This window comes from Streptomyces shaanxiensis (assembly GCF_039537145.1).
Taxonomy (GTDB): Bacteria; Actinomycetota; Actinomycetes; order Streptomycetales; family Streptomycetaceae; genus Streptomyces; species Streptomyces shaanxiensis.
In genome coordinates this window covers 72,667-90,740 of record NZ_BAAAZY010000033.1, presented here as the reverse complement: position 1 = coordinate 90,740, position 18,074 = coordinate 72,667, and the positions used below count along the sequence as shown (strand labels likewise).

The window sequence follows — 18,074 nt, the reverse complement described above, 5'->3', positions numbered from 1 at the left end:
TCTAGCGAGCTGTACTACGGTGGGGTGCACCCGATCGTTCACCGAACTGTACTGCGAGGCACCCCGTGACAGCACTTTTCGCCCTGGCCACCAGCCTGTTGTGGGGGCTGGCCGACTTCGGCGGCGGACTGCTGACCCGGCGCACCCCCGCGCTCACGGTGGTCGTCGTCTCGCAGGGGATCGCCGCGGTCGTACTCGGTGTGATCGTGATCGCCACGGGTGGCTGGAGCGAGGCCGGATCCCAGCTGTGGTTCGCGGTCGCCGCCGGTGTGGTGGGGCCGATCGCCCTGCTCTGTTTCTACAAGGCTCTCGCGCTCGGCCCCATGGGCGTGGTCTCCCCGCTCGGCACCGTGGGCGTGGCCGTCCCGGTCGGCGTGGGCCTCTTCCTCGGCGAGCGGCCCGGTCTGATTCAGGTCGCGGGCATCGCGGTCGCCGTACTCGGCGTCGTGCTCGCGGGCGGACCGCAGCTGCGGGGCGCGCCCGTGCAGCGGCAGGCCATCCTGCTCACCCTGATCGCCGCCTTCGGCTTCGGCACGGTGTTCGCGCTGATCGCGGAGGCGTCGTCCACCGTGACCGGCCTGTTCCTCGCCCTCTTCGTGCAGCGCGTGGTCAACATCGCGGCGGGCGGCCTCGCGCTGTACGTCTCCGTGCGGCGGGGCGCCGCGGCCCTCCCGGAGGACGGTTTTCCCTGGCGCTCGCTGCCCGCGCTCGCCTTCGTCGGCCTCGCCGACGTCGGGGCGAACGGCACCTACGTGGTCGCCGCCCAGCACGGCCCGGTCACCGTGGCCGCCGTCCTGGCCTCTCTCTACCCGGTGGTGACCGCCCTGGCGGCACGTGGCTTCCTCAGCGAGCGGTTGCGTGGGATGCAGGCGGCGGGCGCGGGGCTCGCGCTGGTGGGCACGGTGCTGCTGGCGGCCGGCTGACTCAGGACTCCGCGGCAGGCTCGGCAAGTTCGGCGGCCGCCTTCTCGTCCAGCTCCGCCAGCCTCGCCGCCGTCTCCTCGTCCAGCTCGGCCAGCGCCTGCAGCTGCTCGGGGGTGATCCCATCGGGTATCGGCACCGGCGCCGGGGTCCGAAGAGGCGGCTGCCAGCCGTCGCCGGGCGTCCAGCGCCGTACGACACGGGCGGGCGCCCCCGCCACGACGGCGTGGTCGGGCACCGCGCCCCGGACCACCGCACCGGCCGCGACCACGACGTTCCGCCCGATCCGCGCGCCCGGCAGGATCACGGCGCCGGTGCCGATCCAGCACCCCGGGCCGATCTCGACCGCCTCCATCCGCGGCCACTGCTTGCCGATGGGCTCGTGCGGATCGTCGTACGAGTGGTTGGTGGACGTGACGTAGACGTACGGCCCGAAGTAGCAGTCGCTGCCGATGGTGACCGTCGTGTCGGCGATGACATGGCTGCCGCGGCCCAGCACCACGCCGTCCCCTATGCGCAGGATCGGCTCCGGGCCCAGGTCCAGGTCGGGCATCAGACCGGCGGTCAGCGTCACCTGCTCCCCGACGATGCAGTGGGAGCCGAGGTGGATCCAGGGTTCGCCGAACACGGTGCCGAGCGGGAAGGCGAGGCGGGTGGCTTCGCCGATCGAGCCGAAGCGGAGGCGGCCGGGGTTCTCGGCGGTCACCGAACCCGTGCGCTGCGCCCAGGCCCAGGCCGCGTGGACGGCGCGCTGGGCGAGGCCGCGCCGCCAGGATGAGAACGTGTTCTTGCGCTTGGGCACGCGTTCACCGTACTGAGCATGCGGCGCCCTGATGGGGTGGGAGGCCTGTGATCTTCGCCCTACCGGGTGGCGTAGCGTGCGTCTACGACGTTCGTGGTGAGGAGAGGGCGATGACGCACAGAGCGCTGGTCATGGGTATCGGGGGACGGGAACCGAAGATCGATGAGGCGGCATTCGTGGCCCCCACATCGTCAGTGATCGGGGATGTGACGTTGGAGGCGGGGGCGAGCGTTTGGTACGGGGCGGTGCTGCGCGGCGATGTCGAGAAGATCTCCGTCGGCGCGAGCAGCAACGTGCAGGACAACTGCACGCTTCATGCTGATCCCGGCTTCCCTGTGACCGTCGGCGAGCGGGTGTCCATCGGGCACAACGCCGTCGTGCATGGGGCGACCGTTGAGGATGACTGTCTGATCGGGATGGGCGCGACGGTGCTGAATGGCGCGGTGATCGGGGCGGGGTCGCTTGTGGCCGCGCAGGCGTTGGTGCCGCAGGGGATGCAGGTGCCGCCCGGGTCGCTTGTGGCGGGGGTTCCTGCGAAGGTCAAGCGGGAGCTCACGGGGGAAGAGCGGCAGGGTGTCACGCTCAACGGGACCATGTATGCGGAGTTGGCGAAGGCACACCGGGAAGAGCACGGGGCGTAAGGTCCTGCGCGGTCTACGGGTTGTTCGTGGCTGGTCGCGCCCACGCGGCGGAGCCGCAGATCGCTACAGCCCCGCCCGCGCCCCTGAAGGGGCGCTTCACTCCCCGGCGGCCACCGGTTCCGGTTCCTGATGGGCTACCTGCGCCTTCTTCGCTTTGCGCTTGATGATCAGCATCGACGTCAGGCCGATCAGGACCGCCGCCACCAGGCCCAGCCACGAGAAGCGCTTCAGCCAGGACTCGGCGACCACACCCACGTAGTAGATGACCGCGGTCGTGCCGCCCGCCCAGAGGATGCCGCCGAAGACGTTGGCGATCAGGAACTTCCAGTACGGCATCTGCAGGACGCCCGCGAGGGGGCCGGCGAAGATGCGCAGGAGGGCTACGAAGCGGCCGAAGAAGACGGCCCACATGCCCCACTTCTGGAAGGAGCGCTCGGCAGTGGCGATGTGGCCCTCGCTGAAGTGCTTGGGGAACTTCGTGCCCAGCCAGGTCAGAAGAGGGCGGCCCCCCTTGCGGCCGATGGCGTAGCCGATGGAGTCACCGATGATCGCGCCCGCGGTCGCGCAGGCGCCGAGCACGAAGGGGTCGATCTCACCGTGCTGTGAGGCGAGCAGCGCCGAGGAGACCAGGATGATCTCGCCGGGCAGCGGGATGCCCAGGCTCTCCAGGCCGATGACCACGCCGACCAGCAGATAGATCGCCAGTGGGGGCACCGTTTCGAGCCATTCCTGGACGTGCAACGCCGCTTCCTCTCGTCTCCTGGACCCTGCGTCCCCGGCGCACGCTCGGCCGTGAGCGTGCGCCGGGGCAGCCTACCCGTTCTGAGTGACGGTCTCGGCGTCCCAGAGGTTGCACTGGTGCTCACGGTGCACGGTGGCGCTCGTCTCATTCCCGCCGGCGGACGTGGTGCGCAGTGCCAGCACCGCCCCCGGCCGGGAGGGCATCGCGGGCTGTCCCGCCGCGCGCGGCACCCCGTCCCGGACGAAGGAGCCCCAGTACTGGACCATCTGCCGCGCCAGCCTCCGCTGCTCGGCGTTCAGCGGTGACGGGAGGCCGAAGTGCTTGAAGAGATACTGCACCTCGTTGACGTGGGTCGCGCCGAAGTCGAAGTCCGTGCCGAGGTTGCGCAGGGACGCGAAGGGCGGGGAGGTGCGGTCGGCGAACTCGTACGCGTAGACCTTGCCGCGTCCGGCGAGTGTGGAGTCGAGGCGGAGGGCCGGGCAGGCGAACATCTGGTCGCCCTGGGCCGTGGCGTAGGCGATGGTCGGGGCGGGGTACGAGGACAGGGGGTAGCGCGCGAGCGCCGCGTCGCCGTAGTCCGCCCGCATGACCGTCGGGTACTGGTCGGCGGTGAGCGGGGTGCCGCTCAGGTCGAAGCGGGCGAACGCGAAGAGGCGCCCCTCGTCCTGGTTCGCGCCGTTCATGACCGGTACGCCGGCCGCGGCACCCTGCGCGAACGCCTCCTTCGGCTGCCTCGGCAGGAACGCGCCGCCGGTCACCGGCGCCCAGTCGAACCCGCTCTGCGCCGCCAGGATCTCGGCGGGCGGCTTGGCCCGCAGACAGGCGACGTCGGCACAGCCGAGCTTCCGCGCGAAGGCGGCTCCCTGGGCCACGGCCGTCTCGTGCGTGCGCGCACCGCAGTCGCCGTACGCCCCGCTCTGGATGATTCCGGCCCGGAACAACCCCTTCGCCGTCGGCGAGGCCAGCTGGGTACAGACCGAACGGCCGCCCGCCGACTCACCCGCGATGGTCACGCGGCCCGGGTCGCCGCCGAAACGGCCGATGTTGGCACGGATCCAGCGCAGCGCGGCCTGCTGGTCGAGCATGCCGAAGTTGCCGGACACCTTGTCGCGGGCCTCGCCGTCGAGGCCGGCCGTGGCCAGGAAGCCCATCGCCCCGAGGCGGTAATTGACGGTCACGACGACCGTGTCGGTCTGCCGGGCGAAGGTGTCGGGGGCGACGTCCTGGCCGGCCCCGGCGGTGAGCCCTCCGCCGTGGAACCAGACCAGGACCGCCCGGCGGGCGGCACCTTCGGGTGTATGGGTCTCTTCAGGGACATACACATTGAGGTCGAGGCAGTCCTCGGTGTGGCTCGGCTGCTCGTAGCCGGGGTCCCAACTCGCCGCCTGCACACACTTGTTGCCGAAGTCCCGTGCCGTGCGGACTCCTTGCCAGGGCCGGACCGGCCGCGGTTCCCGCCAGCGGAGTTCGGCGACGGGCGGCTCGGCGTAGGGGATGCCGAGGAACTGCCGTCCCTCGGCGGTGGTTTCACCGCGGACCAGGCCCGCGTCCGTGCGGACCACGGGATCGTCGGCGGCCTGCGCCTGCGCGGGCACGGGACTGATGAGCGCCGCCGCGAGGGCCAGCAGCGCGACGGACAGACGACGTAACACCGGTCCACCTCCACATTCGTCCGCAGTTGAAGGCACCACGTTGTGAGGCATTGGTGACGCGTGTCAACGATGTGGACGAGAACGGCCGAATGAAGGCAGTGACGGAAGGGAGGGGAGGGAGGGGTCAACCCCTGGCCGGGGGACCCTCGACTAGCGGAGAGCGGGGTCGAGCGCCGTCGTCGCCGTACCGACGACGGTGGACACGGTCGCACGCACCTCGGCCGGCAGGGCCACGACGGCGTCCACGGCGTCGGCAGGGGCGGCGGGCTCGGCCGCGTCGCCGGAGTCGTCCTGGACGTACCGCGTCTCGTACTGCGGTTCCGGATCATCCGACGGCCGGTCCGGATCGTCACCCCGGTCGTCATCCGGGTCGCCCTTCGGGGAGTCGGCCTTGGGCGAATCGGGAACCGCGGCACCCGGCTCCTCGGACTCGGGCTCCGCGGGGGCGCCGCCGTCCCCCTTCTCGTCCGGCTTCCCCTCCTCGGCCTTCAGCTCGGGCGTCGTCTCGCCCACGCCGGCCAGCCCGCCGTCGAGCAACCAGCGCTGCGCCTCGGACCCGTCCCGTTCGGCGAGCACCACGCTGTCGTCGTCACCGGACGCGACCGCCAGCCCTCCGGACCGGCGCGGCAGCAGCTCCCCGTGGACGGTGAGGTCGTAGCGCACCTCGCCGGCGTGCGCGAGGCAGTTGGCCAGGACGACTGTGTCCTTGTCGGAGTCGGCGTCGGAGTCGAGGCAGAGGGTGGGGTCGGCGGCGCTGCGCAGCAGGCCACTGTCCTGGTACGACCACTGCTGGGACGCGGCGGACGAGCACTCCGCCAGCTCGGCCCGGGCACCGGTGCGGATCTCGCCCTTGTGGAGGTCCAGGCACAGGCCCCGGTCGACGTTGCGGAGCCTGCCCTGGGCGATCTCGACGGGATCCTCGGCCGAGGCGGCCGACGGTGAACCGCCTGTCGAGGGTCTGGACACCGCGCCCGGGCTGACGGACTTGCCGCTGGGCACCCCCCAGGTCGCCTGCGCGTCGGGCACGCCGCTCTCCTCGGACCAGCCCTTGGCGGTGAGCACCGTGACAAGCAGGGCGAGGGAGGTCAGGCCCACGCCCAGGGCGAGGACTTTCGCGCGTCCGCGCGAGGCGGCGAGCTGGTCCGGGCGGTGCCGTCCGCCGCGTCGGGGGCGGTTGCACGACGCCGGGCCCACGCCGCCCCGTCCGGGCCGGGAGTCGAGATAGCGCCGGGCGCCCCAGCCGAGCACGGTTTCGGCCAGCAGCACTTCGAGTCCGCCCTCGAAATGGCTGAGCTGCTCGGCGGCGTGACGGCAGTATCGGCATTCCATCAGGTGCTGTTGCACATCGGGCAACAGAGCCCCGCCCCGGCGAATGGGGACGTCGAGGAGGCGGTTGTAGAAACGGCATTCCCGGGTGGGTGCGAGTTCGCGGTGGGCGCGGACGCAACCCGCCCGGAATTGCTCCCGCACTCCCTCCATCGCGGCCGACGCGGTGTCCGTGTCCACCCCCAGCAGACCAGCGGGTACGGTTATCGGTTCCGCCTCGACCTCGGTGTGCCAGAGGAGGCATTGCGAAGCGCCCGGAAGAGCCCGGAATGCGCGCTCGGCGATGTGGCGCCTTTCGGGCGTCACGGACCGTGCGGCGCGCAGCCCGCGTCCTCCGGTGGGTTTGCCGAGTTCCGGCATCAGGGCGGAAATTGCGCCGTCGGCCGCCCACTCCTTCACCAGGTCCCGTACGGCGGTGAGGAGTTGGGGGCGCAGCGCGCTGTCGGCCGGCCGGCCGAGCACGCGATGGAACGCCGCGGCGGCCACCATCGAGGCCGAACTCTCGGTGGACACGAGGCAGATGGCCGCGTAGTCGTGAACGGCGCGCCAGTGCCGCGCCATCAGCAGCGCGACGGCATGACCGTCCGCACCGGTCTTGCCCAGGTTCGCGAGGAGATCGCGGTCGGACCCTCCGGGGCTCACCCCGGGCCGTGGCGGGTAAGGCGGTCGTGGGGGGTGAGGGGATTGCACTGAACCATTTCCTTCCCAGCCGCAGGACGCCATGGCGAATGCGCGTCCGTCGGAAAGCAGGTGCGTGATTGGTGCGTACCTATGCCGCGTCACCTGTGGACCGGCTATCGGGGTCGCTCACTTTCGCACAAGCGATGTACAGGAAACAAGAAGTTCGAGTGACCGTCGTTCAAAAAGCAGAGAATTCAGAAAAGTTACCGGCGGTAGCCGCACCCGCATTCGAAAGCACCGTCAGGTCGCGCGCCAAGTTGTGTGCAGGCAAAGACCATTGGTCCACGGAATCTTCAACTCCGCATACCGCACAGCAAGCTCCGAGCTTTCTCCCGGCCTGCTCTCATCCCCGTACTCCAGCATGGGCCGCATGATCGTCCCCCACACGACACCCACCCCCGATCCGGACCGCACGGCCCGCACGGTCCGCAAGGCGGTCGTCCCGGCCGCGGGCCTCGGCACCCGGTTCCTGCCCGCGACGAAGGCGACCCCGAAGGAGATGCTGCCGGTCGTCGACAAGCCGGCCATCCAGTACGTCGTCGAGGAGGCCGCGGCGGCCGGGCTCGACGACGTACTGATGATCACCGGTCGGCACAAGCGGGCCATCGAGGACCACTTCGACCACGCCTTCGAGCTGGAGCAGGCGCTCGCCGCCAAGGGCGACACCGTACGGCTGGACGCGGTGCGCGACCCGGCCCGGCTCGCCGACATCCACCACATCCGCCAGGGCGACCCGCTCGGCCTCGGCCACGCGGTGCTGTGCGCCCGCCATCACGTCGGCGACCAGCCGTTCGCCGTCCTGCTGGGCGACGACCTCATCGACCCGCGCGAGACCCTGCTGAGCCGGATGCTGGAGGTCCGCGACCGCCACGGGGGCAGCGTGGTCGCGCTCATGGAGGTCCCGCCGGAGCAGATCCACCTGTACGGCTGCGCGGCCGTGGAGCCGTCCGGCGAGGACGGCGTGGTCCGCGTCACGGGCCTTGTGGAGAAGCCGTCACGCGAGGACGCGCCGAGCCGCTACGCGGTCATCGGCCGCTACGTCCTCGACCCGGCCGTCTTCGGCATCCTGGAGCGCACCCCGCCCGGTCGCGGCGGCGAGATCCAACTGACCGACGCCCTGCAGGAAATGGCGGCCGACGGGGCGGTCCACGGGGTCGTCTTCGACGGGCTGCGCTACGACACCGGCGACAAGGCGGACTACCTGCGCACGGTGGTGCGGCTGGCGTGCGGCCGAGCGGACCTGGGGCCCGAGTTCACGGCCTGGCTGAAGGAGTTCGTCGCGGGCCTGGAGGACGCCGGGGCGGAGCGCAGGCGGCTCGCGGCCTGAGCCGTGGCGGTCCGGAAAGCGATCAGGGGCCCCACACGGGGCCCCGCTCGCTGCCGTGCGACCGGCTCAGCTGTTCGGACGCAGCGTCCAGACGACGGTCATCTCGCCGGTGACGGCACCGTCCCCGCGCTGGATCTCGATCGCCACCGGGAACTCCGGCCGCTCCCCAGCGTCCAGCTCCGCGACGACCTCGGCGGCCGGACGGCCCAAGGTCGCGGTGGCGGTCACGGCGCCCATGGCGAGCTTCTTGTAGGAGATCTCGGCCCGCACGGCGAGCGGCACGGCACGCGAGAGCTGCTCACCGAACGCGGCCAGCACGATGGCCCCGCTGGCGGACTCCCCGAGGGTGAACATCGCACCGGCGTGCGGCCCGCCCACGTGGTTGTGGTACTCGCTCTGGTCCGGCAGGACCACCACGGCCTTCTCCGGCGTGGTCTCCAGGAACTCGAGGTTCAGGGTCCGGGCCATGGGCACGGTGGCGGCGAGCATCTCGCCGATGGACATCTGGTCTGCGCTCATGACGGTCATGTTACCCATGAGTAGGATCCAGGGAACAGGTCGAACCCGATGTGACGAGCGTCGTATTCGCACCGGGCCCCCGCGCAGCCCGTCCGTGCCCGACGAGTGGCCCCATCCGGCCCGTGACCTGCAAATCAATTGGCAAATCGGAGGCCGGACGGCGATAGTCGGCCGGTGACCTCCCCCGCCGACCTCCGCCGCCCCTCCCGGCGTCCCTCCCGCCGCCCCGCCTGGGCGGGCCGCAACTACAGTCTGCTGACCGCTGCCGCGTTCGTCACGAACCTCGGCAGTCACGGCGCGCTCGTCGCCGCCGCGTTCGCGGTGCTGGAGACGGGCGGCGACGGCGGTGACGTGGGGCTGGTGGCCGCCTCGCGCACCCTGCCCCTGGTGCTCTTCCTGCTGATCGGCGGCGCCGTCGCGGACCGGCTGCCCCGGCACCGGGTGATGGTCGCGGCCAACGCCCTCAACTGCCTCTCGCAGGCCACCTTCGCCGTGCTGGTCCTCTCCGGGGAGGCGCAGCTGTGGCAGATGATGCTGCTCACCGCCCTCGGCGGCACCGGCCAGGCGTTCTTCAGCCCCGCGGCCGAGGGCATGTTGTTGTCGTCGGTCAAGGGGGACGAGGCGAGCCGGGCGTTCGCCGTGTTCCGGATGGCGATGCAGGGGGCGTCGGTGGGCGGCGCGGCGCTCGGCGGTGCCATGGTGGCCGCGATCGGGCCCGGCTGGGTGCTGGCGGCGGACGCGGCGGCCTTCGCGATCGCCGGGGCCATGCGGGCGTTCCTCGACGTGCGTGACGTTCCCGAGCGCACGCCGGGCGGCGGCATGCTCGCCGATCTGCGGGAGGGCTGGCGGGAGTTCGCCGGGCGGCCGTGGCTGTGGGCCGTCGTCGTCCAGTTCTCCCTCGCCAACGCGGTCGTCGCCGCCGCCGACGCGGTCTACGGCCCGCTCGTCGCCCGCGACCACCTCGGCGGCGCGGGCCCGTGGGGCCTGGCTCTGGGTTTCTTCGGCGCGGGCACGGTCGCCGGCGCCCTGCTCATGACCCGCTGGAAGCCCCGCCGCCTGCTCCTCGCCGGCACCCTGTGCGTCTTCCCGCTCGCGCTCCCCTCCGCCGCGCTGGCCGTGCCGGTCCCGGTCACCGTCCTGTGCGCGGTGATGTTCGTGACCGGCGTCATGCTGGAGGTGTTCGGCGTCTCCTGGATGACCGCGCTGCATCAGGAGATACCGGAGGACAAGCTGTCCCGGGTCGCCGCGTACGACTGGTTCGGCTCCGTCGCCCTGGTCCCGCTGGCGACGGCACTGGCCGGCCCGGCGGAGACCGCGTTCGGGCGCACGTCCGCGCTGTGGGGTTGTGCCACGCTGATCGTGGTCGTCACGGCGGCGGTCCTGTGCGTACCGGACGTACGCAACCTCCGGCGCCGTACCAAGCAGGTGACCGCGGGCAGCCAGGTCGACTCAGCCGATGCTGAAAGCCCCGTCCGGGGGCTCGGGTGACGGTACGGCGTCCTCGTCCCGCACCGGTCGCGCGCCGCCGATGAACTCCCGCAGGGCGGGTCCGTGTTCCACCCGTGCCGGAAAGGCGTCGGAGGCGGTGAGCCGGGCCAGGGCGGCCGTGTCGACGGGCCGGTGCGCGGCGACCAGCACCGCGTTGCCGAACCGCCGCCCGCGCAGCACGCCGGGCTCGGCGATCAGCACGAGTTCCTCGAACAGCGTGGCGTAGGTGGCGAGTTGGGAGCGCAGGAAGGCGAAGGGCGCGGCGTCGGCGAGGTTCGCCAGGTAGACGCCGCTCCCCCGCAGCACCCGCTCGGCGTGCCGGGCGTACCCCACGGACGTCAGATGAGCCGGCACCCGTGACCCACCGAAGACATCGGCGACCAGCACGTCGGCCGAGTCGCCCGGAGCCGCCTCCAGCCACGCCCGGGCGTCGCCGGCGTGCAGCCGGACGCCGTCCCCGTCCGCGACCGGCAGATGCTCGACGACCAGCTCCAGCAGCCCCCGGTCCGCCTCGACGACATCCTGCCGCGAGCCGGGCCGGGTGGCCGCCAGATACCGGGGCAGTGTGAGCGCCCCGCCCCCGAGATGCAGCACATCCAGCGCCCGCCCCGCCTCGGCGACGGTGTCCAGCACATGCCCCAGCCGCCGCGCGTACTCGAACTCCAGATACGTCGGCTCGTCGAGATCGACGTACGACTGGGGCGCCCCGTCGACGGTGAGCAGCCAGGCCCGCTTCCGATCGACGTCGGGCATCAGCTTGGCGGTGCCGTAGTCGACGGGCCGGGTGACGGGTATGGGCTCGTTCACCTCCTCATTGTGCCGGGGACTTTCGACAGGGGGCACGGGAGTGCCCCTTCAGGGGCGCGAGGAACTGCGTGACCAGCCACGATGGACCCGCAGTCCCCCACGAACCGCACAACCCTCATTCAACGGCTGTGACGGTTCCCGCCCCAACAGTCCGCCCGCCCTCACGGATGGCGAATCCGAGCCCGGGCTCCAACGGAACCTCACGCCCCAGCTCGACGGTCATGGCAACCGTCTCCCCGGGCCGCGCGACACCCGCCTCACCGAGGTCGATGTCGCCCACCACATCCGCGGTACGGATGTAGAACTGCGGCCGATACCCACTGGAGACCGGCGTAGAACGACCGCCCTCACGCGTCGACAGCACATACACCTGCGCGGAGAAACGGCTCCGAGGCACCACACTCCCCGGCGCCGCGACCACATGCCCCCGCCGGACGGCATCCCGCGGAACCCCCCGCAGCAACAGCGCCACGTTGTCCCCGGCCTGCGCCTCGTCCATCGGCTTGCCGAACGTCTCCAGCCCGGTGACCACGGTCTCGACCTCGGCCCCGAGCACTTCGACCCGGTCACCCACCCGCACGGTGCCCCGCTCGACCGCGCCGGTGACAACCGTCCCCCGCCCGGTGATGGTGAGCACGTTCTCGACGGGCAGCAGGAACGGCGCGTCCACATACCGCTCCGGCATCGGAACGTACGTGTCCACCGCGTCGAGCAGCGCCTCGATCGACGCCGTCCACTTCGGGTCCCCCTCCAGCGCCTTCAGCCCCGAGACCCGTACGACGGGCGCGGCGTCGCCGCCGTAGCCGTGCTCGGTGAGCAGGTCGCGGACCTCCAGCTCGACGAGGTCGATGAGCTCCTCGTCGCCCGCGTCCGCCTTGTTGAGGGCGACGACGATGTGGTCGACGCCCACCTGCCGGGCGAGCAGCACGTGTTCGGCGGTCTGCGGCATGATCCCGTCGAGCGCGGAGACGACGAGGATCGCCCCGTCGAGCTGCGCGGCGCCGGTGACCATGTTCTTGACGTAGTCGGCGTGGCCCGGCATGTCGACGTGCGCGTAGTGGCGGGTGTCGGTCTCGTACTCGACGTGCGCGATGTTGATGGTGATGCCGCGCGCGGCCTCCTCCGGCGCTCGGTCGATGCGGTCGAAGGGCACGAAGGTGCCCGACCCGCGCTCGGCGAGGACCTTGGTGATGGCGGCGGTCAACGTGGTCTTGCCGTGGTCGACATGACCCATCGTGCCAATGTTCAGATGCGGTTTGGTGCGCACGTATGCCGTCTTGGACATGGCTGTACCTCGAAGTCTCAGCGAAGGAGATGGGGACCCCGGGGACTCGCCGACCCTCCCCCTGCGGGGTCCGCCGGAGTGTCCGGAGAGGGTCAGCTTCGGGCGCCGTCGACAGCAGCCAGGAAGACGGGAACGGCAGCCTTCGGAGCATCCGCGACTGCGGATGCTGCGAGGACGAAGGCGTGCCGGAACATGACGTCGATCATTGCCGACGCCTTGCCCACCGTCGAATGGTTTTTCGCGGTACGGGACTTCAGACGCCGATGTTCTTCAGCGCCTCCCGCACCGACAGCGGTGCGAACCGCCCCCGCTCCCGCGCCAGAAAGTCCCGTACGGCGTCCGGGTCGGTCTTGGCGTACTCGCGCAGGCACCAGCCGATCGCCTTGCGGATGAAGAAGTCGGGATGAGCGGACTGGCGCAGGCAGTAGGCGAAGAGGCGTTCGGTGTCGGTGTTCTCCTTGTAGCGCAGCTGGTGGAGCAGGGCGGTGCGGGCGACCCACAGGTCGTCGTCGACGATCCAGCCGTCCATGTCCGCCGTGAGCTCGGGGTCGGCCGCGACGAGCCCGCCGACGACATGCGCGGCGAGCGCGTCGACGGTGTCCCACCAGGAGACGGTGGTGATCAGGTGCCGGGCCACGGGCAGGAAGCCGGAGGAGCAGCGCCCGACGTGCCGGCGCAGATAGTCGACGGCGAAGTAGTGGTACTCGCGCTCGGGCAGCTGCCAGCAGCGCAGGGCGACGGCGGTGCAGTCGGTCTCGGTGGGGCGGGGTGTGCCCTGGACGACGGTGCGGGACAGGGCGCGGCGCTCGGGTGTGGGGATGCCGAGGAAGGGGGCCACGTCCTTCATGTACGCCCGGGCGGCGACGGCCCGCTCCGGGTCCGCGGCGGCGGTGTACGCGGCGGTGAGCCGCTCCAGGACCGTGTCGGCCAGAGCACTGCGGGGAACTTCCAACGTTCCCTCACCTGTGACGCGCATGAGACGAACCATACGGCGATCACACATCTTCGTCGGTTACTGTCGCCGAATGCTCGACGATGCCACCACCCGCTCTGGGGGCACCGCCACTGCCTCTCCCCGGGCCACCGCAACGGAACTCGCCGTCCAGGCGCCCGTACCCGTACCCGCAGGCTTCGCCACGCGCTGCTCGAGAGCGCTGCTCTCGCCGTGGTCACGGCTGTCCCTGCTCGTGGTCCTGCTCGCGGCGGCCGCGTCGTCGGTGCTGCTCTTCGAGCCGCAGAAGCTCCTGGCGAACGGCTGGCCGCCACAGGTCGGAGGCGCGGCCGCGGTGGTGTTGTTCGCGGTGGCGTACGGGCTGATCACGGTGGCGTTCGTGCCACGGCCTCTGCTGAACCTCGCGGCCGGCGCGCTCTTCGGCTCCGAGTGGGGCATCGGCACGGCCCTGGCGGGCACCGTGCTCGGCGCCGGTCTCGCCTTCGCCCTGGGCCGGCTGCTCGGCCAGGAGGCGCTGCGCCCGCTGCTGCGCGGCCGGTGGCTGACGGCGGCGGACAACCAGTTCAGCAAGCACGGTTTCCGCTCGATGCTGGCGGTGCGGCTGTTCCCCGGTGTGCCGTTCTGGGCCGCGAACTACGCCGCCGCCGTATCCCGCATGGGCATGGTCCCCTTCCTGCTCGCGACGGCGCTCGGGTCGATCCCCAACGTCGCCGCGTACGTCGTCGCCGGCGCCCGGGCCTCCACACCGACGTCCCCGGTGTTCCTGATCGCGGTGGCCGCCATCGCGCTGCCGGCGCTCGCGGGCGCGGTGGTGGCCTGGCGCAAGCGCCACCACCTGCGCCGCCGCTGAGCCGGTCGGATCAGACCGACTCGATGATCATCGCGTTGGCGAGCCCGCCCGCCTCGCACATCGTCTGCAGGGCGTAGCGGGCGCCGCGTTCGCGCATCGCGTGGACCAGGGTCGTCGTCAGCCGGGTGCCGCTCGCGCCGAGCGGGTGGCCGAGGGCGATGGCGCCGCCGTGCACGTTGACCTTGGCGAGATCGGCGCCGGTCTCCTGCTGCCAGGCCAGGACGACGCTGGAAAAGGCCTCGTTCACCTCGAAGAGGTCGATGTCGTCGAGGCTCAGCCCCGCCCGACGCAGCACCTTCTCGGTCGCCGGGACGACTCCCGTGAGCATGAGGAGGGGGTCGGAGCCGGTGACGGCGAAGCTGTGCAGCCGGGCGAGGGGGCGCAGACCGAGTCGGGCCGCCGTCTCGGCGGAGGTGATGAGCACGGCGGAGGCGCCGTCGTTGACGGGGCTGGCGTTGCCCGCGGTGACGTTCCACTCGATCTGCGGGAAACGTTCGGCGAAGGCAGGGTCGTGGTAGGCGGGCCTGAGGCCGGCGAGGATCTCGGGGGTGCTGCCCGGTCGTACGCACTCGTCGCGCGAGACACCCTCCAGGGGCGCGACCTCGGCGTCGAACAGGCCCTTTTCCCAGGCCTCGGCCGCCTTGCGGTGCGAGGAGACGGCGAACGCGTCCATCTGCTCGCGCGTGATCGACCACTTGGCGGCGATCAGCTCGGCGCTGATGCCCTGCGGGACGAGCCCCTCCGGGTAGCGCTCGGCGATGCCGGGGCCGAAGGGGTCCTTGCCGGGTGGGACGTTCGACCACATCGGCACCCGGCTCATGGACTCGACGCCACAGGCGACGACCAGGTCGTACGCGCCCGAGATGACGCCCTGGGCGGCGAAGTGCACAGCCTGCTGGGAGGAGCCGCACTGGCGGTCCACGGTGGTCGCCGGGACCGACTCCGGGAAGCCCGCCGACAGGGCGGCGTAGCGGGTGGTGTTCATGGCCTGCTCGCCGACCTGGTCGACGGTGCCGCCGATGACGTCGTCGATCAGCGCCGGGTCCACGCCGGAGCGCTCGACGAGGGTGCGCAGGGTGTGGGCGAGGAGCTGGACGGGATGGACGTGCGCCAGGGAGCCGTTCGGCTTGCCCTTGCCTATGGGGGTGCGTACGGCTTCGACGATGACTGCGTCACGCATGGTGCGGGCCCTCTCGACTACCGGTGAGTAGGAAATCCGAACTCACCCTAGCCCCGCGAGTTTGAATATCCAACCCGCTACGGTTGGAAAGTCGAACCCTCCCCTAAACTGAGCGCCATGGCCGCCACCAAAGACCCGCGCCCCTGTTCCATCGCCGACGCCCTGGCGCTCGTCGGCGAGAAGTACTCCCTGCTCGTGCTGCGCGAGGTGTGTCTCGGCAACGGCCGCTTCGACCAGCTCGTGCGCAACATCGGCGCCCCGCGCGACATCCTGGCCACCCGGCTGCGCCGCCTCGTCGACGCCGGCATCCTGACCAAACGCACCTACAGCGAGCGACCCCAGCGGTTCGAGTACCGTCCCACGCAGGCGGGGCTGGAACTGGAGCCGGTCCTGATGACGCTCATGGCATGGGGCGACCGCCATCTCCGCAAGGACGACGACCGTCCCATGGTGATCGAGCACATCTGCGGCAACGAGCTGATCCCGGTCGTCACCTGCCGGGCCTGCGGCGACGCAGTGCGCCACGAGGACCTCACGGCCCACCCCCAGATGCCGGGATGGACGGTGACGGGGCCGACGGCGGCGTGACGCCGCTGTGACGTCGGACGCCTGCGGTCAGCTCCAGGGATGCGTCCGCAGATACTTGGCGATCTCGTCCCGCTCCCACGCCCCGTCGGCCACGACGACCCGGTAGCGGCGGGTGAGGGTGTCGCCGGGCGCCAGCTCCAGCTCGTCGTGGAACGCCCAGGACGGGGCCACGCCCGCGAAGGGCTCGTTGCGTACGAACCAGTGGGCGGGGTGGGCGCCCCGCTCCCCCGCGTGGTCGTTCTCGGGGGCGTGCGCGAAGACGAGGGTCGCGTGGCCGTCGGTGCCGTCGTGCTCGCCCGAGTAGGCCAGCCAGGGCGCCTGTTCGCCCATCAATCCGGGGCCCTCGGCGTCCGGAGCGATGATCCGGCCGCCCTGGAAGGCACGCGGGCCGCGCCAGAACAGGCCGGTGTACCCGGCCATTTCGCGTCCGGCAGTGGTGGGACTGCCGAACCGCAGCGGCTCGTCGCGCCGGTTCGTCACGGAGCTCGTCCAGGTCAGGGCCCAGGACCCCGACTCCGGCTCGACGTCGTGCACCTCGACCCGGCGCAGTTCGTCGGCCCACAGCTCACCGCTGTGGGGCTGCCACGTCAGCCGCTCGGCGATGACGACACGGTCACCGTCCAAGGAGACCTCGTCGAAGCGGACATGCGCCATCGACCCGACGCGCTCGGGGAGTTCGAGGTACCCCTGTCCATGGACATAGGAGTTGCCACCCCACAGATTCGCCCCCGACAGATGCGAGGCCGTGAGCGCCAGGCCCTTGTGCCAGCGGTGGTCGTTGGGCCGGTAGTCGGTGACGACGCCGCCGGCGAGGGTCCGCAGCGGGTGGACGTAGGGCTTCGGGGCCTCCCAGGCGGCCTCCGGCCGGTAGACGTAGGCGAGCAGTTCGACGCCGCCGACCGGCTCGGTGACGGTGATGCGGTCGCCGTACGCATGGACGACGTGCAGCCCGGTCACGCGGCGGCCCCCTCGCCCACGACGGCTCCCTCGCCGGCGCCTGCCTGCCCGCCCACGACGGGCGCCCAGCCGGGCGCATCCCCGTGCATCGCCGAGTAGAACGGGTCACCGGGACCGATCTCACCCGCACGCACCGTCGCGTCCGTGAACGCCGACTTGTACAGCGCGGCGATCAGCTCCAGGCTCGTCCGCCCGTCCGCGCCACTGCTGCGCGGCCGCTCCCCCGCGCGCATGCTCGCGACCAGCTCCCGCAGCTGCTCCAGGTGGGAACTGGGTAGGTCCGTGCCGAAGTCCTGCCAGGCCGCGGCCTCGGCGGCGGGCACGTCCCGGGCCGGGGTGATGCGCCAGTTGTCGTTGCCGTGGCCGTAGAGATGGGTGAGTTCGACGGTGGCGCGCTCGCAGTCGATGCGGATGCGGCTGACCTCGTCGGGGCTCAGCACGCTGTTCACGACGGTCGCCATCGCACCGTTCGCGAAGCGCACGAGGGCGGTCGATAGGTCCTCCGTCTCGACGTCGTGCACCAGCCGGCCGGCCATGGCGCGCACCTCGCTCCACGGTCCGAGCAGGTCGAGCAGCAGATCCATCTGATGGATGCCGTGCCCCATCGCGGGACCGCCGCCCTCGGTCTGCCAGCGGCCGCGCCAGGGCACGGCGTAGTAGGCGGTGTCGCGGTACCAGGTCGTCTGGCAGTGCGCGACGAGCGGCCGGCCCATGGCCTGCTCGGCCAGGAGCCGCCGTACGTGCCGGGTGCCCGAGCCGAAGCGGTGCTGGAAGACGATCGAGGCGTACGGCCCGCCGTCCCTGCCCTCCTCCGCCTCGACGGCGTCGAAGTCGGCGAGGCTCGGCACCGGCGGCTTCTCGCACCACACCCAGGCCCCGGCGCGCAGCGCGGCGACGGTCTGGTCGCGGTGCAGCGTGGGCGGGGTGCAGATGGTGACCAGGTCGGGCCGCTGCTCGCCGAGCATCCGGTCGAGATCGGTGTAGGCGTGGGAAGCGCCGCCCGCGACAGCACAGAAGGACTCGACCGACGCCGGATCGACGTCGACGGCGGCGACGAGTTCCGTCTCGCCCTCCTCGGCGAGCCTGGCGAGCGCGGGCAGGTGGGAGTCGCGCGCGATGGCGCCGGTGCCGATCACGGCGACCCTGATGCGGCGCCCGGAGAGCGGGGCGGACTCGGATGCGGCCATGGACGTGATCAGACTCCTCCGGGGCACGGGGACGGGGAACAGGGACAGGCACGAGCGACAACCGACAAGCGACCGGCACCGGCGACAAGGACAGCAAGCGCTTTCAGTCCGCAGCAACGTAAGCGGCGGCCCCGCCGCAGGTCAACACCGGTATTGCGGGAGTGGGCGAA

At 71.6% G+C, this 18,074-nt stretch carries 17 protein-coding genes; 6 read left to right on the top strand and 11 right to left on the bottom strand.

Features of this window, described 5'->3' with window-relative positions; genetic code table 11:
- Nucleotides 1-65: 65 nt before the first annotated feature.
- The gene (locus tag ABD932_RS41980) at nucleotides 66-923 is read left to right on the top strand and encodes an EamA family transporter (RefSeq protein WP_345021539.1); all 858 of its coding nucleotides are present in this window, start codon (nucleotides 66-68) and stop codon (nucleotides 921-923) included.
- A 1-nt stretch (nucleotide 924) separates the two neighbouring features.
- On the opposite strand, the gene ABD932_RS41975 is transcribed toward ABD932_RS41980, so the two are convergent.
- A complete protein-coding gene (locus ABD932_RS41975; RefSeq protein WP_345021537.1) occupies nucleotides 925-1,722 on the bottom strand; it encodes an acyltransferase in 798 nt (265 codons plus the stop codon).
- A 110-nt stretch (nucleotides 1,723-1,832) separates the two neighbouring features.
- Between ABD932_RS41975 and ABD932_RS41970 the strand changes: the two genes are divergently transcribed.
- Nucleotides 1,833-2,363, top strand: a complete 531-nt coding sequence (locus tag ABD932_RS41970; RefSeq protein ID WP_345021535.1) for a gamma carbonic anhydrase family protein — start codon at nucleotides 1,833-1,835, stop codon at nucleotides 2,361-2,363.
- A gap of 96 nt (nucleotides 2,364-2,459) precedes the next feature.
- On the opposite strand, the gene ABD932_RS41965 is transcribed toward ABD932_RS41970, so the two are convergent.
- The 3 genes from ABD932_RS41965 to ABD932_RS41955 all read right to left on the bottom strand — a co-directional run bounded on the left by ABD932_RS41965 (nucleotide 2,460) and on the right by ABD932_RS41955 (nucleotide 6,806).
- A complete protein-coding gene (locus ABD932_RS41965) occupies nucleotides 2,460-3,104 on the bottom strand; it encodes a DedA family protein (protein WP_345021534.1) in 645 nt (214 codons plus the stop codon).
- Nucleotides 3,105-3,176: 72 nt separating this feature from the next.
- A complete protein-coding gene (locus ABD932_RS41960) occupies nucleotides 3,177-4,757 on the bottom strand; it encodes a carboxylesterase/lipase family protein (RefSeq protein ID WP_345021532.1) in 1,581 nt (526 codons plus the stop codon).
- A 150-nt stretch (nucleotides 4,758-4,907) separates the two neighbouring features.
- A complete protein-coding gene (locus tag ABD932_RS41955) occupies nucleotides 4,908-6,806 on the bottom strand; it encodes an RICIN domain-containing protein (RefSeq protein ID WP_425587593.1) in 1,899 nt (632 codons plus the stop codon).
- Between the two features lie 328 nt (nucleotides 6,807-7,134).
- Here ABD932_RS41955 and galU point away from each other — a divergent pair, with 328 nt between their 5' ends.
- On the top strand, nucleotides 7,135-8,091 hold the full coding sequence (gene galU / locus ABD932_RS41950; RefSeq protein WP_345021531.1) for a UTP--glucose-1-phosphate uridylyltransferase GalU: 957 nt from the start codon (nucleotides 7,135-7,137) through the stop codon (nucleotides 8,089-8,091).
- A 66-nt stretch (nucleotides 8,092-8,157) separates the two neighbouring features.
- On the opposite strand, the gene ABD932_RS41945 is transcribed toward galU, so the two are convergent.
- Entirely contained in the window at nucleotides 8,158-8,610 is a 453-nt protein-coding gene (locus ABD932_RS41945) for a DUF4442 domain-containing protein (protein ID WP_345021530.1), read from the bottom strand.
- 174 nt (nucleotides 8,611-8,784) lie between these two features.
- Between ABD932_RS41945 and ABD932_RS41940 the strand changes: the two genes are divergently transcribed.
- Nucleotides 8,785-10,098 carry an MFS transporter gene (locus ABD932_RS41940; RefSeq protein WP_345021529.1) on the top strand — a complete coding sequence of 438 codons (1,314 nt, stop codon included), beginning with the start codon at nucleotides 8,785-8,787 and terminating at the stop codon, nucleotides 10,096-10,098.
- Here the strand turns inward: ABD932_RS41940 and ABD932_RS41935 are convergent.
- The 3 genes from ABD932_RS41935 to ABD932_RS41925 form a co-directional block, all read right to left on the bottom strand.
- Entirely contained in the window at nucleotides 10,060-10,905 is an 846-nt protein-coding gene (locus ABD932_RS41935; protein ID WP_345021528.1) for a spermidine synthase, read from the bottom strand. The two genes, ABD932_RS41940 and ABD932_RS41935, sit on opposite strands and share 39 nt — an antisense overlap.
- A gap of 115 nt (nucleotides 10,906-11,020) precedes the next feature.
- On the bottom strand, nucleotides 11,021-12,190 hold the full coding sequence (gene tuf, locus ABD932_RS41930) for an elongation factor Tu (protein WP_345021527.1): 1,170 nt from the start codon (nucleotides 12,188-12,190) through the stop codon (nucleotides 11,021-11,023).
- A gap of 253 nt (nucleotides 12,191-12,443) precedes the next feature.
- Nucleotides 12,444-13,166, bottom strand: coding sequence for a DNA alkylation repair protein (locus ABD932_RS41925; protein ID WP_345021526.1), 723 nt, complete (start codon nucleotides 13,164-13,166; stop codon nucleotides 12,444-12,446).
- Between the two features lie 49 nt (nucleotides 13,167-13,215).
- On the opposite strand from ABD932_RS41925, the gene ABD932_RS41920 reads away from it, so the two are divergent.
- A complete protein-coding gene (locus ABD932_RS41920; RefSeq protein ID WP_345021524.1) occupies nucleotides 13,216-13,992 on the top strand; it encodes a TVP38/TMEM64 family protein in 777 nt (258 codons plus the stop codon).
- A gap of 10 nt (nucleotides 13,993-14,002) precedes the next feature.
- Here the strand turns inward: ABD932_RS41920 and ABD932_RS41915 are convergent, their stop codons facing one another.
- Nucleotides 14,003-15,172 carry a thiolase family protein gene (locus ABD932_RS41915; RefSeq protein ID WP_345021523.1) on the bottom strand — a complete coding sequence of 390 codons (1,170 nt, stop codon included), beginning with the start codon at nucleotides 15,170-15,172 and terminating at the stop codon, nucleotides 14,003-14,005.
- 117 nt (nucleotides 15,173-15,289) lie between these two features.
- On the opposite strand from ABD932_RS41915, the gene ABD932_RS41910 reads away from it, so the two are divergent.
- Nucleotides 15,290-15,760: a winged helix-turn-helix transcriptional regulator gene (locus tag ABD932_RS41910; RefSeq protein WP_345021521.1), complete on the top strand. Its 471-nt coding sequence runs from the start codon at nucleotides 15,290-15,292 to the stop codon at nucleotides 15,758-15,760.
- A gap of 27 nt (nucleotides 15,761-15,787) precedes the next feature.
- Here the strand turns inward: ABD932_RS41910 and ABD932_RS41905 are convergent, their stop codons facing one another.
- Together ABD932_RS41905 and ABD932_RS41900 are read right to left on the bottom strand one after the other, a co-directional pair.
- Complete coding sequence (locus ABD932_RS41905; protein WP_345021520.1) at nucleotides 15,788-16,717, bottom strand: DUF6807 domain-containing protein; 930 nt, start codon at nucleotides 16,715-16,717, stop codon at nucleotides 15,788-15,790.
- Nucleotides 16,714-17,904: a Gfo/Idh/MocA family protein gene (locus tag ABD932_RS41900; protein ID WP_345021519.1), complete on the bottom strand. Its 1,191-nt coding sequence runs from the start codon at nucleotides 17,902-17,904 to the stop codon at nucleotides 16,714-16,716. The genes ABD932_RS41905 and ABD932_RS41900 overlap by 4 nt, the downstream gene beginning before the upstream one ends.
- Nucleotides 17,905-18,074 lie beyond the last annotated feature (170 nt).